The organism is Wolbachia pipientis (assembly GCF_001752665.1).
Classification (GTDB): Bacteria; Pseudomonadota; Alphaproteobacteria; order Rickettsiales; family Anaplasmataceae; genus Wolbachia; species Wolbachia pipientis_A.
Genome location: NZ_MJMG01000007.1, coordinates 22851 through 39901, shown reverse-complemented (window position 1 = coordinate 39901; position 17051 = coordinate 22851). Strand labels below are relative to the sequence as shown.

Annotated in this window: 15 protein-coding genes, 2 tRNA genes and 2 pseudogenes; 12 read left to right on the top strand and 7 right to left on the bottom strand. The window is 31.3% G+C overall.

Going from position 1 to position 17051, the window contains the following annotated elements; genetic code table 11:
• Position 1: 1 nt before the first annotated feature.
• Genes nuoL through BIY23_RS03190 form a run of 3 tightly spaced genes read right to left on the bottom strand, consistent with a single transcriptional unit; the run spans position 2 to position 2660 of the window.
• Positions 2 to 1804 carry an NADH-quinone oxidoreductase subunit L gene (gene nuoL / locus BIY23_RS03200; protein ID WP_070065105.1) on the bottom strand — a complete coding sequence of 601 codons (1803 nt, stop codon included), beginning with the start codon at positions 1802 to 1804 and terminating at the stop codon, positions 2 to 4.
• A gap of 2 nt (positions 1805 to 1806) precedes the next feature.
• The gene (gene nuoK / locus BIY23_RS03195) at positions 1807 to 2115 is read right to left on the bottom strand and encodes an NADH-quinone oxidoreductase subunit NuoK (RefSeq protein ID WP_070065104.1); all 309 of its coding nucleotides are present in this window, start codon (positions 2113 to 2115) and stop codon (positions 1807 to 1809) included.
• Positions 2106 to 2660, bottom strand: a complete 555-nt coding sequence (locus BIY23_RS03190; protein WP_070065103.1) for an NADH-quinone oxidoreductase subunit J — start codon at positions 2658 to 2660, stop codon at positions 2106 to 2108. Before BIY23_RS03190 ends, nuoK begins: the two co-directional genes overlap by 10 nt.
• Before the next feature lie 376 nt (positions 2661 to 3036).
• On the opposite strand from BIY23_RS03190, the gene BIY23_RS03185 reads away from it, so the two are divergent.
• Genes BIY23_RS03185 through BIY23_RS03175 form a run of 3 tightly spaced genes read left to right on the top strand, consistent with a single transcriptional unit; the run spans position 3037 to position 6096 of the window.
• The gene (locus BIY23_RS03185) at positions 3037 to 4230 is read left to right on the top strand and encodes a lipoprotein-releasing ABC transporter permease subunit (RefSeq protein ID WP_070065102.1); all 1194 of its coding nucleotides are present in this window, start codon (positions 3037 to 3039) and stop codon (positions 4228 to 4230) included.
• Positions 4223 to 4915: a hypothetical protein gene (locus BIY23_RS03180; protein WP_070065101.1), complete on the top strand. Its 693-nt coding sequence runs from the start codon at positions 4223 to 4225 to the stop codon at positions 4913 to 4915. The genes BIY23_RS03185 and BIY23_RS03180 overlap by 8 nt, the downstream gene beginning before the upstream one ends.
• The gene (locus tag BIY23_RS03175) at positions 4912 to 6096 is read left to right on the top strand and encodes a hypothetical protein (protein ID WP_070065100.1); all 1185 of its coding nucleotides are present in this window, start codon (positions 4912 to 4914) and stop codon (positions 6094 to 6096) included. Before BIY23_RS03180 ends, BIY23_RS03175 begins: the two co-directional genes overlap by 4 nt.
• Positions 6097 to 6135: 39 nt before the next feature.
• Here the strand turns inward: BIY23_RS03175 and BIY23_RS05265 are convergent, their stop codons facing one another.
• Positions 6136 to 6309, bottom strand: coding sequence for a hypothetical protein (locus BIY23_RS05265; RefSeq protein WP_186820153.1), 174 nt, complete (start codon positions 6307 to 6309; stop codon positions 6136 to 6138).
• 163 nt (positions 6310 to 6472) lie between these two features.
• Between BIY23_RS05265 and rpsI the strand changes: the two are divergent.
• Together rpsI and BIY23_RS03170 are read left to right on the top strand one after the other, a co-directional pair.
• A pseudogene (gene rpsI / locus BIY23_RS04955) lies at positions 6473 to 6643 on the top strand (30S ribosomal protein S9); the annotation flags it as partial.
• A gap of 492 nt (positions 6644 to 7135) precedes the next feature.
• Positions 7136 to 7211 (top strand) — tRNA-Ala (locus BIY23_RS03170).
• Positions 7212 to 7683: 472 nt separating this feature from the next.
• Here the strand turns inward: BIY23_RS03170 and BIY23_RS03165 are convergent.
• A pseudogene (locus BIY23_RS03165) lies at positions 7684 to 8635 on the bottom strand (Rpn family recombination-promoting nuclease/putative transposase).
• Positions 8636 to 8754: 119 nt separating this feature from the next.
• Between BIY23_RS03165 and polA the strand changes: the two are divergent.
• The 5 genes from polA (at position 8755) to BIY23_RS05490 (ending at position 14424) form a co-directional block, all read left to right on the top strand.
• Positions 8755 to 11253 carry a DNA polymerase I gene (polA, locus tag BIY23_RS03160; RefSeq protein WP_070065099.1) on the top strand — a complete coding sequence of 833 codons (2499 nt, stop codon included), beginning with the start codon at positions 8755 to 8757 and terminating at the stop codon, positions 11251 to 11253.
• A gap of 68 nt (positions 11254 to 11321) precedes the next feature.
• Positions 11322 to 12365: a hypothetical protein gene (locus tag BIY23_RS03155; RefSeq protein WP_070065098.1), complete on the top strand. Its 1044-nt coding sequence runs from the start codon at positions 11322 to 11324 to the stop codon at positions 12363 to 12365.
• 122 nt (positions 12366 to 12487) lie between these two features.
• Positions 12488 to 13129: a polysaccharide deacetylase family protein gene (locus tag BIY23_RS03150; RefSeq protein WP_261722509.1), complete on the top strand. Its 642-nt coding sequence runs from the start codon at positions 12488 to 12490 to the stop codon at positions 13127 to 13129.
• The gene (locus tag BIY23_RS03145) at positions 13101 to 14111 is read left to right on the top strand and encodes a penicillin-binding transpeptidase domain-containing protein (RefSeq protein ID WP_261722508.1); all 1011 of its coding nucleotides are present in this window, start codon (positions 13101 to 13103) and stop codon (positions 14109 to 14111) included. Before BIY23_RS03150 ends, BIY23_RS03145 begins: the two co-directional genes overlap by 29 nt.
• Positions 14098 to 14424, top strand: coding sequence for a hypothetical protein (locus BIY23_RS05490; RefSeq protein WP_261722514.1), 327 nt, complete (start codon positions 14098 to 14100; stop codon positions 14422 to 14424). The genes BIY23_RS03145 and BIY23_RS05490 overlap by 14 nt, the downstream gene beginning before the upstream one ends.
• Positions 14425 to 14730: 306 nt before the next feature.
• On the opposite strand, the gene BIY23_RS05330 is transcribed toward BIY23_RS05490, so the two are convergent.
• Complete coding sequence (locus BIY23_RS05330) at positions 14731 to 14904, bottom strand: hypothetical protein (protein ID WP_222523871.1); 174 nt, start codon at positions 14902 to 14904, stop codon at positions 14731 to 14733.
• A gap of 95 nt (positions 14905 to 14999) precedes the next feature.
• Positions 15000 to 16424, bottom strand: a complete 1425-nt coding sequence (tldD, locus tag BIY23_RS03140; protein WP_070065096.1) for a metalloprotease TldD — start codon at positions 16422 to 16424, stop codon at positions 15000 to 15002.
• 53 nt (positions 16425 to 16477) lie between these two features.
• On the opposite strand from tldD, the gene BIY23_RS03135 reads away from it, so the two are divergent.
• Together BIY23_RS03135 and BIY23_RS03130 are read left to right on the top strand one after the other, a co-directional pair.
• A tRNA-Leu gene (locus BIY23_RS03135) sits at positions 16478 to 16562 on the top strand.
• A gap of 78 nt (positions 16563 to 16640) precedes the next feature.
• A complete protein-coding gene (locus BIY23_RS03130) occupies positions 16641 to 16994 on the top strand; it encodes a hypothetical protein (protein WP_070065095.1) in 354 nt (117 codons plus the stop codon).
• The last annotated feature ends 57 nt before the right edge of the window (positions 16995 to 17051 follow it).

Below are 17051 nucleotides of genomic sequence, written 5' to 3'. Positions count from 1 at the left end.
TTTACTTTATTCCAACAATATATAAAGAAGCGATTATTAACATAACCAGCATTACAAATACATAATCAAATATATAACCAGTTTGCAGTTTTACTGAACTTTTTGAACACATATTAACTAACCCGGCAATACCGTTTGGTCCCAAAAAATCAATCACTTTAATATCATATTTCAACAAAAGATTAGACAAAAACTTTACTGGCACAATTATAATGAATTCATATATTTCGTCAAAGTACCATTTGTTTTGTAGAAATTTTATGGGAAATTTTTGATTTATTAGCTTAAAGTGATAAACTAGATACGCACATAGTATCCCACTTACACTCATTAGTGTTGGTAAAAATGCTATAAAATGGCTAGTCTGTAGGTGTTTTTCTTGCATTACTAAACTTGCTTTCCAAAATGCATCACTCGTGATATTTAAAATATCTATTCCCCATATTCCTGATAAGAATGAGCCTAAAGCAAGAATAATTAATGGTATCAACATAATTTTTGGCACATCATGTACATTATAACTGGTACGTTCTTTGTTATGAAAAGCTAGCAGAATCAATCTCCATGAGTAAAACGCAGTAAGTAATGCAACAATTAAGCTCACTATAAAGGCAAATTTATTTACATCGTAAGTATGTTCAATGATTAAATCCTTTGAATAAAAACCTGCAAATGGAAATATCCCAGATAATGCAAGGCACCCTATCCACATAAATGTATAAGTACATGGCATTTTATTCCAGCAATTTCCCATTTTATGAATATTCTGCTCATGATCCATAGCATGTATTACATTACCTGCACAGAGAAATAACAAAGCTTTAAAAAAGGCATGTGTCATCAAGTGAAATATAGCTGCATGATAAGCGGAAATACCACATGCTATAAACATGTAACCTAGCTGGCTACATGTTGAGTATGCAATTATTTTTTTTATATCATTTTGAGTAGTTGCAACTGTCGCTGCAAAAAAAGCAGTTAACGTGCCAATAATTACCACTAATGCTCTTGCTATATCAGATAATTCAAATAATGGAGAACATCTAGCTATTAGGAAAACTCCAGCAGTCACCATAGTTGCTGCATGAATTAACGCAGATGCTGGAGTGGGACCTTCCATCGCATCTGGTAACCATATATGTAATCCAAGTTGAGCAGACTTTCCGATGCAGCCTATGAAAAGTAATACACATATAAGATTAAATTTACTATAATAAGTAATTTTACTAAATATCTCTGTGAATTCTAATGAATCAAATGTATAGTAAACTAAAAAAATTCCAAGAAGAAGAAAAAAGTCTCCGATTCTATTTACAATAAAAGCCTTGAGAGCTGCATTATTTGCAGAATATTTTTTAAACCAAAATCCTATCAACAGATAAGAGCATAACCCCACTCCTTCCCAGCCAAAAAAGAGTTGAACAAAATTATCACTGACTACTAATACAATCATACAAAATGTAAAAAGTGATAAATAAGAAAAGAATCTCGGTATTGCATTTTTCATATATCCGATAGAATATATATGTACTACCAATGAAACAGTAGTAACAACAATTAGCATGGTCGCCGAAAGCATATCTATACTGATGGCCCAATTTGCCTTTATAGCTTCTAAGGAGAAGATTGGCAGTATGTTTAGGTGATAATTTTCGGAAAAAGTTAAAAATAGATACCAAGATAACATTGCGGATATCCCGATTCCTACAGTTGTCACTAATTGACTAAATCTATCTTTTTTGACAATAGCAGAAAACAAAGAACCAAGTAATGGTAGTAATACTATCAAACTTGGTACACCCATTTTTATTCCTTCATTAAATTTGCTTGCACAACATTTATATTACCACGTTTTTTATAGTATATTACCATTATTGCAAGCCCTATACCAGATTCTGCAGCAGCCACTGTGAGCACAAACATCACAAAAATTTGCCCTATTATATCATTAATAAAAACAGAAAAAGCAACTAAGTTTATATTAACTGCTAGCAGCATTATTTCTATCGATAGCAAGATGTGAATTATACTCTTACGGTTAATACAAACACCACATATCCCGATTGTAAATAGAATAGCAGCTACTATTAAGAAATGATTTAATCCTATTTCCATTCTATACCTTTTCTAAACTCTCCTTTAACTAGTTTTACAAATGAAGATGATGATTTTTTGACGATTTTTTTCTTTTCTGGTAAAGTGAGAGCTATTGCACCAACCATTGCAACTAATAACAAGATGCCAGATATGTGGAAAGCATACATGTAATTAGTATACAACAAATCACCAATTGCTCTTATATTATTAATTTCATACTGGTTCGCAGTCATTGGCAAAGATGAGTTATAAATTATGAAACTCATCGCAAGAAAAAATATGCCGCAAAGTAATATAGTAAATACATAATGCTTTGCAAACCCTTGTTCTAACTTGAAATCAAGCATCATAACCATAAAGAGAAATAATACTGCCACTGCACCTATATATACTATCAATATCATCATTGCGATAAATTCTGCTCCAATCATGATAAATAATGCAGATGTACTAATAAAAGTAAGAATTAAAGATAAAACAGAATGTACTGGATTTTTTGTACTTATTACACAAACGGAAGACAAAATTGTAAAAATTGCAAAACAGTAAAAGAAAAAAACCATTATATCTTAGCAACAATAGTTATTAATTAAAATAAATGTGGGTATAAAGTCAATAACCAATTTTACGTAGGCTTACACAAACCTTTAAGTTTTATGCTGACTGCTTTTCCTAAGAACCCTATTCATAATCTTTTGAGAAGTAAAACAGCAAAAGATTATGAATAGGTTCTAAGAGCAGATAATACCTCACCTCGTGCACTATTATACTCTTCTTGACTTAAAGTTTTCATATTTATACCTCATTATTTTTTAATATAACATTACTTCGTGTTATCCGCAATCTCTTATAAAGCAAGTTATTTTCGCATAAAAAGTCTAGTTTTCAAAATAAAAAGGCCTTATGATAAAATATTTATATTAAGTATTCTAATCACTAATGTCTATTTATTTTGAACTAACAATGGCTCTGCATTATTTGCGAGCTAAAAATATAAGATTTTGCTCTGTAATGACACTGTTTTCTGTAATGGGCATTGCTTTAGGCGTTGCAACATTAATAGTAGTCATGTCCGTAATGAATGGTTTTCAAGAAGAATTACTTAATTTTATACTGGGCACTAATGGTCATATAAAAGTATTTCTCGACAAGAATATTAATCCAAATTATAAAGAAGTGGCAGAGTCAATTGAGAAAATACCTGGTATTGCAAAAGCTATACCTGTTACTAGTGACCAAATTATTATTGAAGCGAGTGGTAGTGTTACAGCTGCTATAGTTAAAGGTGTAGAAAAACCCATGATTCAAGATAATATTATTGCTGGTAATTTACAAAATTTTGATAATGGAATAATTATAGGAACACATCTAGCAGAACTTTTAAATGTTTACTGTGGTGATAAAATTACATTTATCTCACCTGAGGTAGTTCTAGGAGAAATTCCAAAAATGCAACAATATGAAATCATAGGAATATTCGATGCTGGTAAATTTGAGGATTATAACATTCTAATCTATATGCCTTTAAAGATGGCTCAAGATTTTTTGGATTATACAGACAGCATAAGAAATATAGAAGTATTTGTGGATAATATTGATAAATCTGACCGACTAGCAGAAATTATAGAGCAAACAACACAAATGAAAAGTGAGAGTTGGCAATCACACCATCGCGATTATTTTAATACCATTACAACCGAAAAAAATGTAATGCTTTTAATTCTTACTTTAATTATAGTAGTAGCTGCATTTAACATTATATCAAATTTAATGATAATAGTTCAGACAAAAAAATCTGCAATTGCAATCATGCGTACATTTGGAGCTACAAGCTGGAGCATAATACGTATATTTTGTATTTGTGGTTTGATGATCGGTTTTGTAGGCACGTGTTTTGGCTGTATTATTGGTGTCACTTTTGCTCTGAATATTGAAAATATTAAAACACTTTGTGAAAATATTCAGTTTTCTACCTCAATAACTCACTTTTTCTCTAATTTGCCGGTAATATTAGTGACTTATGATGTTATATACGTGGCTATATTGGCATTGTCTTTATCATTCTTGGCTACAATTATCCCTGCATTACAAGCAGTCAGACAAGATCCTGCTGAGATATTACGTTATGAATGATAATCAGAAAAATTATATAGCTTGGTTTGTAATTATACTTCTAGCATTCAGCTGCAATTTTCTTAAAATAAACAATCAAAACGATACAAAAGCATTATTCGATAAAATTGAAATATTGATTAAGAACAATCAGGTAAAACTAGAAAGAAAAATAGCTGAGTTTAGGCGTAGTCTACCTACTGAACCAAAAGAGATAAAGTGTAAAAATCTAGCTAAGTCTCTCCTATTAATAGTGCAAATGAATAACAAGTTATTAAATGATGTGAAGTTTAGTGACTTTCGTAACTATGTAAATGAAATAAAATTACTAACGTTAGAATGTGACAGCACAGAGATAGAAAATGCACTGCATATACTAGAGAATATAGAAGAGATAGATACTTTAAACGAAGTAAAATTATCATTTGAGCATGCCATAGATAGAGTACATAATAATGAATATTCTCTATTTAAGAAAATTGTTTCAAACTGGATAAAAATACATCATAAAAATGATTCTATGAGAACTCAGTGGATAGAGATTGAAAAGTTGATTAACATTGGAAATTGGCAAGATGTAGATATTATAATTAAAAATTTTACTAATCCAGAATTTAAACCGTGGGTCAGAAAAATATGTAATCTTATTATAGTTTTGGAAAATATTTCAATAGTGTATAATAGCTTGTTACAATATATACCATGATTTATTTTCTAATATTTGTTTTGTCATTTCTACTCGGTACTTGGATAAAAATAAACGGTGAAACAATCAGGCTAGAATCAGAAAATTATACCATAGTTATTAATTTATATTTTATCATTATCGCTTGTGTAATTGTGTTATTTTTTTTGATTATTACACTAAACTTTTTTTCTTATATATCATCAATATTTGTCAACATAAATCATAGAAGAAAGAAAAGAGAAGAAATGCTAGCATTTGAGAACGTGTTAAGCATGGATTTAGATTACTGTCAAAATAATTCAAATGATAAGACACAGATAGTAAAAATTTTTAATTCGGGGAAATCAGGTAATTATAGCTTTTTTACTTGCAATTTAATACAACTCTCAAAAAAAAGCCATAACTTATCTCTGCTTATATCTTATAAGCTAATCAATTATTTAAGGAAAAATCGCATTCTTTTTAAAAATTTCATAGAGTATTGTTCTAGCTCTATTAGTGATAAGTTGCTATCTTTACCTTTTCAGGTAGAATATGCAATTTTACAAGGTGATTGGTGTAGTGCAATTGTTAAGTTAAAAGAAGCTACTAAGTTAAACATATTGCTTCCTTTCGATTGCAAAGAAATGTTTACAGTTTTTTATTGTGGTTTAGCAAGAGAATATGAAAAAATTGGTAACTTTAAAGAGGCCATAAAATCTGTTTGCAAAGCACAAACAACTTTTCAACCAATTAATTATCTTAAAGCTGAATTTTATATCAAGCTTGGACAAACAAAAAAGGCTTCTGCAATACTAGAAATAGAATATACAGCAAATCCCACCCCCCAGGTAGCTAAATTATATTTTGATCTTAACAATCAAAATGCTGAAAAATTATATAATTTACGCCAAGATTATTATTTTAGTTATTGTATCTTAGCTTTATCTGCAATTAATTCAGGTAAATATGACCTTGCAGATCAATATTTAAATACTGCGCTGACAAAGGCTAATTACTTATCGATTTATCTTATCATGATACAGCTAAAAACTATATCACAAAACAGTGAACATGTAATTTATTGGTTAAATCATCTATACTCTCACGCTCTACCTGATCCATGCTGGAAATGTAAACACTGTAATGAGACAATGAACCAATGGGAGTGTAAATGTGCATATTGTGGAGAATTTAACTCTATAGTGTTAAGTAAATAACTTAAAAAATAATTTATACGCGTAGTTATTGCAGCAGTTTCACAGTACAGTGTTTACTAAATTCTCTAACAAGCTTTTAATTTCTTTAACGGTTAAACCTGTACTTTTAACTATTGTCTCGATAGAAATTTTTGCCTTAAGCATATTTTGTGCAATTTCTATTTTTTCCAACTTCCTTCCTTCCGCTCTTCCTTTTTCCTCACCAATTTTCATACCTCTTTCCTCACCAATTTTTATTCCTTTATCAGTTGCATCATCAAGTTTTTGCGCTAAAACAGCTTTTTCATCACGTATTCTTTTCTCTTCACTATTATACGTTCTTTGTTCCTCATCAGACTAGTAATAGCTATCTAATTCCCTATATGCATCTTTANGTCAAGCAGATGCTTTAGCTTACGGCATCAGCAAAGCTTTAAGCAATATAAGCCCTGATTTGCATTCTGTATTACGTAGTAATGGCTTCTTAACACGAGATTCACGTGTCGTCGAGCGTAAAAAATATGGCCAGCATAAAGCTCGTAAAAAGTGTCAATACTCTAAGAGATAGCCATTATCTGCTCTCCCCTTAATTATTTTCCCATTTTCGTGATCCAAATTTCCATAATCCAGTAAGATATTGTGAACCTTTTCTATTCTAGCTATTGCCCACTCATGCCTATAGAATTGACATACATTATTATTGCTTTTACCTTTTAAATGCTTTACTACTTAATACACTACCACAATTCTTGACTTATATCTGTATATACTTTTCTGCAAGCCTCTGATTTACATTTTTTACATCCTTTCCATATATTTGGCATAACACTCCTTATACTACTTTTATATACTCTAGCCTGTTAATTCCCTTTATGCAATACCCATTATAATAACTAGGATTACTAAGATAGCTTGAGAGCAAATTATTATAAAACTACTCATATGAGCAATCCATCTGATTTGTGTTAGCCATATACGTTTCGCAAAGTTGTTTTATATATGTTATAGTGAAATACCACTTGCATTTAAACATAAATGGTTTATTATTCAGTATAACAGCGGGGGTATAGCTCAGCTGGTAGAGCATCTGTTTTGCACGCAGAAGGTCAGCGGTTCGATCCCGCTTGCCTCCACCAATACCACATATCCTGTAGCTTTTCGTTTATATTTAAAGGTTTCTAGTTAATTTGACTCTCAAAATGTTACATCAATTTAGTTTTTATAGTAGCTATGCAGTTTGGGAAATGCACCATTGATTGAACTTATGTGAGGATGTGAAAGTTCAGTACATGAGTTATAATTTTCTAAATTATCGATATAGTACTTTAAAATTTCACCATAGACCTTTTGTGAAATTAAAGATTTTCTAAGCTAAAAAACTATTAAGTTGGATAGCTTTTAAAACAAGAAATTTTATCAAAAAGATATATTTTTACGCTTTTGTAATAATTCTCTGTTTCACAAAAGGACTAAACAAGAGGTGTTACCTTATTTTTTATATTATTGTATCTTCCTGATTCTATAAGTGTACGCTACCTAGAATCCATTCTATGAGCAATAACTGAAAATAGCACTTCTACAGATTGATACACAGTTACTTTACTAATTTCACAGTATATTGTTTGTTTCATTCCCTAACAAGCTTTTAATTTCTTTAACGGTTAAACCTGTACTTTTAACTATTGTCTCGATAGAAATTTTTGCCTTAAGCATATTTTGTGCAATTTCTATTTTTTCCAATTTCCTTCCTTCCGCTCTTCCTTTTTCCTCACCAATTTTTATACCTCTTTCCTCACCAATTTTTATTCCTTTTGCAGTTGCATCATCAAGTTTTTGTGCTAAAACAGCTTTTTCATCACGTATTCTTTTCTCTTCACTATTATACGTTCTTTGTTCCTCATCAGACCAGTAATAGCTATCTAATTCCCTATATGCATCTTTAATTACTTTATCATCTCCTATCTAAGTCATCATATCCTATGTCAGGTCCATATTTGAAAAAGTACATCCACTTTTCTACTATATTATTTAAGCTATCTTCTTTCTTCTTGGGAAATTTTGGTAATTCAATAAATACAAAGTAAAAATCTTTTAAATCTTGCTCATGGCTATTGATATCTAGAATAGAATGATATGAAATATATTCTGCTTTATTTGGAAATACTATATAGTCTGCAATTGCAATAAAAATAATCTCCTTTAAATCTGCGTATTGGTCACCTTGACTAGCTTGATTTGTATAGGCCTTAGCCGCATAATATTGGGCACGTTTCTCAAAACCTTTAGTCTTGGCAACTTGCATCTCAATAATATATTGAACTCCGTGTATATCTTTGCATAGAATATCCACTATACTCTGTTTTTTTGCAGCAATTTCAGGATCTTGCACAGTGCGTAGAAACTCTACTTCTGTGATCGTAGCTAAATCAAGTGATTTGAGGGCATCATTAAGTAATATGTCATTGAGAAAGTGGATGAGTATATCCTTATTTTTCTCTGTACCAAAAACACGTTTGAATGCAATGTCGTTTTTAATATCAAAGAATTTAGAAAGAGTCATAATAGTGTCGAGAGAATATCAATGCTTAATTATATATTATTAATGGAAATTAAACAAGACTTATTTGCTTGCAAATTTAAAACAACAAGAACTATACTTTTCCTTTTATATAGCACACGATGGCAGAAAAAATTTTAACGATAATTGATGGTTATGGATTTCTTTTCCGTGCTTATTATGTGTTGCCTCACTTAATTACTACATCTGGTATGCAGGTGGGTGGTGTATATGGATTTTTAAATATGATATTAAAATATATTACACGCTCTGATTATTTAATTATCGCATTGGATGCAGGAAGAAAAAACTTTAGGCATAATTTATATTCTGCATATAAAGCAAATAGGATTGTTCCACCCGATGATTTAGTACCACAATTTACTATATTGCGAGAAGCAGTGACAGCGTTCAATTTAAGTTATGAAGAAATAGCAGGTTATGAGGCAGATGATATAATTGCCACTTTAGCTATAAAATACAGTAACCATCAAGACTTAAAAGTGGTTATAGTGTCATCAGATAAAGATTTATTTCAGCTTTTAGAGCATAACGTTTTAATCTTTGACCCTATTAAAAATACTTATATAGATGAAAAACAAATATTAGAAAAATTTGGAGTGAACTCAAGTCGGTTACTCGATTTATTTGCTTTAACTGGTGATTCTTCTGATAATATTCCAGGTGTACCTGGAATTGGTCCTAAAACCGCATCTAAATTACTTGATACATTTGGCTCATTAGATAATATCTTAAAAAATTTTGATAAAATTGAACAGGTCAGGGTACGTAATATGCTTACTGAGCATATAGATAAAGCATTGATCTCAAGAAAACTGGTATCATTATGTCATACAGTGGAGTTACTATCTTCTATAGAAGATTATAAAATCAGTACTCCTAATATGGAGATACTGCTTTCGTTTCTAAAAAAGTACGAATTTAATTCTTTAATACTAAAAGTAGAAAAGCTTTTTTTTTACAGTACAGAAGGAAAAGTTGCACATAACAGTGATGAACTAGATAAATTCTTAAAACATTGCAGATATGAGGGAATAATTGCAATTTATTACCATAGTGAATCACAAAGAATTTCTTTGTCTTATAGTGAAAATAGTCTTGTCTACATAGAAGAATTTGATGTATTAAATCGGCTGATACTTGCAAGTGGAGTACGCAAGATAATTCACGGCATCAAAGAGATAAAAAAAGTTTTACCAGTAATAGGTAAGGCATTGGACTCAACTGATGATTTAATGTTAATGTCGTATAGTTTAGATACGGGAAAACATGACCATAGCATTCTAAACCTCATATCACATAATCTAAGTGAGTATATAAATAATTTCTCTGCACAGACCTTAATAATTCTTTATCAAAGATTAAGGCAAAGGCTACTTCAAGAAAAGTTATTTACAATCTATGAGCGCTTTGATAAGCCGCTTATAAAGGTAATATTTGATATGGAGAATAATGGAGTACTGCTGGATATAGTGAAGCTACAAAAATTATCTGATGAATTTCAAAAAGCGATCAGTTTACTTGAAAGTGAAATATACAATTTAGCTGGAGAAAAGTTTAATATTGCTTCACCAAAACAATTGAGTGACGTTTTATTTAATAAAATGAACTTAAACAATAAAAAAAAGTCAAAATCAGGTGCATATAGTACAAATTTTGAAGTATTGGATCAACTTGCAGCTGAAGGAGTAGAAATTGCAAATAAAATTTTAAGTTGGCGGCACTTAAGTAAATTAAAGAACACTTACACAGATGCATTAATAAAGCAAGTGGATAATGCGGACGGTAGAATACATACTAGTTTTTCAATAACAGTAACTTCGACAGGAAGGCTAAGTTCTAGTAATCCTAATTTGCAAAATATTCCTATAAAAGGGAATGAAGGGAATATAATTAGGCAAGCATTTATCGCACCAAAGGGATACAAAATAGTCTCTGTTGATTATTCTCAAATAGAGCTCAAACTATTAGCACATGTTGCTGACGTTGCAGCATTTAAAGAAGCATTTATCAATGATCAAGATATTCATGAAATAACTGCAAGACAGGTCTTTAGCGTATCAATTGTGGATGAACAGCTAAGAAGAAAAGCTAAATCCATTAATTTTGGCATTATATATGGAATAAGTCCATATGGATTAACAAAGCAGCTAAATATTACTATGAGGGAAGCCACTGAGTATATCGATTACTATTTTTCTTGTTATCCTGAAATAAAAATTTATATGGAAAAGATGATTGCTACAGCAAAATTGAATGGTTATGTGGAAACTTTATTTGGTAGAAGGTGTTTTATAAGAGATATAAATAATAAAGTTTCATACATACGACACTTTGCTGAAAGAGCAGCAATAAACGCACCACTGCAAGGCACGGCTGCAGATATAATAAAACGTGCAATGATACAACTTTTTGACCAGTTAGTAGTTGGCAAAATGATATTACAGATCCATGATGAATTATTGGTTGAAGTAAAAGAAGAAAATGTCCAAGAGGTAGTAGCATTGATGAAAAATGTAATGGAAGATGTAGTCAAGCTTTCTGTACCACTTAAAGCAGAAGTGAAAGTAGGAGATAATTGGGGGTTTAAAATTTCTTAATGAGAGTTGCATTTTGTAGAAAATATATTTAAAATATGTTAAAATCTAGTAATTAGAAAAGGTTCTTTATGATAAGCGCACTAAAGCCACAACATGAACATGCTAAAATCTATGAGAGATTTGGAAGATATTTACAGGATCTAAAGCAATCTGAACCAGATATAAATGATGTAGATGTTGAGAATATATTAAACAGTATAAAGGATATAACAAGAGATCCTGACTACCTGAGAAAGATACATATGCTAAACGGGAAGAATTTCTGTCATTTTGTATTTTTTGTGTTGGCTAAAGTCAAAGGAAAAGATTTATATAAAGAAAATAACGGTACCGAGTGCAATATGGAAAAATTTGCTCCTATAGTTGTTTTTTTATCTAGTATTTTATTATTTTGCTTTGTTCTTTCAGTATTAATTGCTGGTATGATACTTTCTCTAGTGGGTTTTGCAGTGTTAGTGCCTATTCTTTGTATATTGATTAGTGTGTTTCCAAAAAGTAAAAAAAATCCCGAGGGTGACATATCAAAAGTAGTAAAGGAGTGTGTTAATGATAGCTTATTTAGGGAGCTTTTTTCTCTTAATGGTCGTATAGTTAATTCTTTCAATGCTTTGACTAATTTAATGCCTGGAAAAGATTTATTAGCAAAGATGCCTTTTTTTCAAAACATTTTTACCAGCAGCAAAAAAGTAAAATCCAAGCCTAAGAGCGAAGCAGAATTTATTCTTGCCGGTATTTGTGCTGTATTTGCTGCATTTATTCCTCTTGCAGGTGTGGTTATCATGTCACTACTTACAGGAACAACATTTTCTTTCTTTGGCGGTTTTTCCGGTATATTTGCAGTATTAGGGTTGTTGGGTGCTTTAGCTCAGTGTGTGTGTAGTCTTTATAAAGCAGTAAGTGGGCTGTCTAATTATGATGCAGTAAAAAGCGAACAAGAATATCAGCAGGAACAACTAGAAGAACGTCAATATCAGGAAGAAGTAGATAAAGGAGTAGAAACAGAATTTAACAAATATGTTAATAGGCTGTGGCCATCACAAAATGTTACTCATATACAAGATGTTGAGCCACTATATACTACAGATGAGCTAACTCCAGACTCTGCTGTTTAATGTTAGTTAGGATAATAACCTTTTTCTTACTATATTCAGATATAGCCTTATGTGCCACATGTAGTTTCAATACTCCATATGAGGGGTTAAGCTGCAATCTAAATTTAGCATATAACAATCTGATGAATATAAAAAAGCTGTTGCACAATAATGAGGATAGATTTATTGCACTGACTTTTGATGATGGTCCATCTTCTTTAGCTAGAGTGAATTCCATTCTCAATGTTTTAGAAGAACATAATGCAAAGGCTACATTTTTTCTATTAGGTGAGCGTATAAATAGTAGCAGCAGAAATAAAGCCGTGAAAAAAATTTATAATGCAGGTCATGAGATAGGCAATCACTCATGGTCTCATAGGAAACTCACTACTTTATCCAGCGAAGAACAATTTCAAGAATTAGAAGGAACAAATATAGCTATTGAAAGGATAATAGGTAAGGGTGTAAAGTGGTTTCGACCTCCAGGTGGATCTCATGATGAAAGTGTTATAAACCACGCTAAGCAATTGAATATGTGTTCCATATTGTGGACTATAGATTCCTTAGATTGGCGTGGTGAAAACCCTGAGGTGTTAGTAGAACGAGTGATAAGTAGCGTGCATAATGGAGCAATAATACTTTTACATGACCATCATAGGCAAAATACAGTTGAAGCTTTACCTAGAATTATTACAATATTAACAAAGTTGGGTTACAGTCTTGTTACTTTAAGCGAATGGGAAGAGAAAGTTTGTGATGCGCTTGGTAAAAAACAAAGTTTTTAACCGTAGAGCGCTTATACTTGGTTGTATTCAGTTAACTGTTTCTGTTATTTTTGGTTATAGAATGTATGTTCTGCAAATAAAAGACAGAAAAAAGTATGAAATATTATCTAACAAAAATAAGGTAAGAATTACTAATATAATACCTCAACGAGGCAAAATTTTAGATAGAAACGGTGTTGAACTTGCAGTAAATGAAGTAGCATATATTCTCATTTCTTCTGGGCATGATAAAGAAATTAGTTGGGAAGAGATTGAATTTCATGCATTAAAAAGCAACATAGTTGCATTTTATAAACGTGCTTACCCTTTTGGTTCAGTATGTTCACATATTCTGGGATATACAAGAAGAGATGCTAACAAGCAAATAGGAATAAGTGGTATCGAGTATACACATGATCATTTATTAGTTGGTATACCTGGAAAAATTGAGCAAGAAGTGAATTCTAGGCAACATGTTGTAAGAGAATTATCAGATACTTCACAACAAGATGGGCAGAATGTACAATTAACAATAGATATTAATTTACACAAAAAAATTTCAGAGCTGTTTCAAGATCATAAAGGTTCAGTAACGGTGATTGATGCCAAAAACGGAGAACTTCTTGCACTCTATAACTCACCATCATATGATAATAATCTTTTTACTAGTACACTGCCACGTGATACTTGGCAGAGCTTAAATGACAACTCATTGCCATTAGTCAATCGTGCATTATCATATCAGATTTCTCCAGGTTCAATTTTTAAAATAATTGTTGCGCTTACAGCTTTGCAAGATGGTGTAATAACTCCAGAATATAAATTCTTTTGTGCAGGTTATATGAAAATAGGTGAGAGAAAATTTCGGTGTAGGAAAAGTGATGGTCATGGATATCTCTCTTTAGGTGAAGCAATAACTTCTTCATGCAATATTTATTTTTATAATATAGGTAGAAAAANCATTACAACTTGCAGTATTTGCAGCAAGGATTGCAACAGGTAAAGCAGTTGTACCTTGTGTTGAACCGCATAAAGTTACATTCCCTAATATTAATATATCAGAGCTGCATCTTGATATAGTAAGGCAATCTATGTTTGACATGGTTAATACCAGAGTGAATGCTCCAAACTTACCTCAAGAGATATTTATTGCTGGAAAAACAGGAACACCTATAGTAGATTCTAAGGGTAATAGCCAAAAACTATTTGTTGCATACAGTTCTTCTCACTATGCAATGTCTGTATTTATAGAGCATAGCAAATCACCTTGTCAAGACTGCTTAATAGCTAAAATATTTAATTACATGGCAATGTAGAGAGATAAAACCCTTGCTTTTAATTGATTTTCCTTGCAACTATATTCCTTATCTGTGCAACTATAGGTTCTACAATAGAGCTTTTGCGAAATAGAAAATTATTGCAAAAGTGTAAAAAATGTGTCTTTTTGATAAAATTTTCTTATTTTATAGCACATTTCATAATAGTTTGAATTGCCTTTCTTCTTACTCTATATGTTGCTGGCACTAACTCTCTTAAATACACATTTTTTATTACTTCGGGCTATTTATGAAAGGGTTGTAGCTCTAGGATCTACTGTGCCCTATACACTTATGAGATCTTACTTATACTGCTTTAGCTTTAACATATTGAACTGCTACATGTAACCCTATGTAGCCATTTTCCGTACACGCGTTCACGTCTGTTTCTGATAAAAGCAGCTTATTTTTTTCGTCGCCATTATGTATCATGAAATGCAGAACAGCTCCCTCGTGAATATTGAAAGAAAATCCTTGCATCTATACTCCCTATTACACTTAATAAAACTGACATTACATACTGCGTATATATACATATGCGCTGCTTGTCAAATCAAAACCTGCCTTAGCCTTATTTACACTTCTGTCCCACCTACAGTTATTGAATCAATCTTAAGTGTTGGTTGACCAACTCCAACTGGTAAATCTTGTCCATTTTTAGAACAAGTACCAACTCCAGTATCTAATTTTAAGTCATTTCCAACCATAGAAACCTTTTTTAGTACTGTTGGTCCATCCCCAATCAAAGTTGCTCCTTTAACAGGTTGTGTAATTTTACCATTTTCTATTAAATATGCTTCTGAAGATGAAAAAACAAATTTCCCTGATGTTATATCAACTTGTCCTCCACCAAAATTTACCATGTATAAACCTTTATTTACACTTGATACTATTTCTTCTTGTGTATATATTCCTGGTAGCATATATGTATTTGTCATACGTGGCATTACAACTTCTTTATAACTTGCGCGTCTACCGTTGCCTGTAGGATTAATACCCATAAGTTTAGCATTCATTGTATCTTGCATATAATTACTTAAAATTCCATCTTCTATTAATATATTATAGTTAGATGGAGTGCCCTCATCATCTATATTAATAGACCCACGTACATTAGGTATCGTTCCATCATCAACTACTGTAATACCTTTAGCAGCTACTTGTTTACCTATAGAATCTGAGAAAACCGAAACTTTTTTACGATTGAAATCTCCTTCTAATCCATGACCTACAGCTTCATGTAACAAAATTCCTGGCCACCCTGAACCTAATACCACAGTCATTTCTCCTGCTGGAGAGGACACTGCTTCAAGATTTATTAAAGCTTGTTCAAGTGCTTGATCTGCAATACTTTGCCATTTATTTTCAGAAATAAACTTACCGTAGTAATCTCTACCTCCATGTCCTGCAGAACCTCTTTCAGTTCTACCATTCTTTTCTAAAATAACCAGTACATTGAAACGTACTAAAGGTCTAATATCACTTAATCTCTTGTTATTTTTTATTACTTGTATAACTTGGCATTCTCCACTAAGTGTAGCTTTTACTTGTTTAACATAGCTATTTTTAGATCTGATGTATTCATTTACTTCATTAAGTAATTTTATTTTTGCAGTGAGATTTGTCTCACCTATTGGATTAATGCTAGGGTATAAAACATCTGAACCTTTCTTTAAATTAATTAAATTAGTTTGATTTGCATGTACTGAGCTTCTTACTATAGAAGCTGCATTACTGATTTCTTTTTCACTAATTTCTGAAGAACATACAAAAGACACACTATCGCCACAAAAAGAACGCAAGCCAAATCCTTTTCTTGTATTTAAATCTATATGTTTTAACATGTTATTATCGAGGAACAAAGACTCAGATTGACAGAATTCTAAAAATAATTCTCCACCATCACTATTTTTCAAAGCATTATTGACTATTTTGTGGATACTATTAATATCAACATTATTTTGAGTAAAAAATATCTGATCTAGGTCCATTTTATTCATGACTGATAACTGTTTAAAGTATATTGCTTTATTTTAAGATAGTAAAGATATAAGCCCGTGTGGCGAAATTGGTAGACGCGCTAGCTTCAGGTGCTAGTAACTTTTTAAGTTGTGGAAGTTCAAGTCTTCTCTCGGGCACTCTTTAATTGCATAGAAAATAAGTTATTGACGTGATTAGTAAATACTGTATAATCATTCATTTAATGAGGTATAATTATGTTAGACATTATTGATAGTGCTCCTGAATTCTTTCAAGATGGTAGCGAGTACTCTATTTCTATAGGTGAAGATAATAGCACATATTCACTTCAACTAAATCAAGCAGAGGAATTAATGGTATTCAAAAATTGTACTGCTGATTTGAACGTTGATGAAGGAGAGTTTAGTAAAATAGTGCTTAATCCAGTAGCAAATAAGTTGGAAATCAGTGTCAATAAAGGCGATCACTATGTTTTCGATGCATATGTTATAGATAACAAAAACACATATGATAATAGGGTAGATTATATAGTTTCAAAAGATGGAGAAGATAACAATCTAGTTTCTATTTGTATTTCTAAGAATAGCTAAATTTTAATCATAATAGGAGATATAAAGTTATACTTTATGCCTCTTATATGTCTTAAT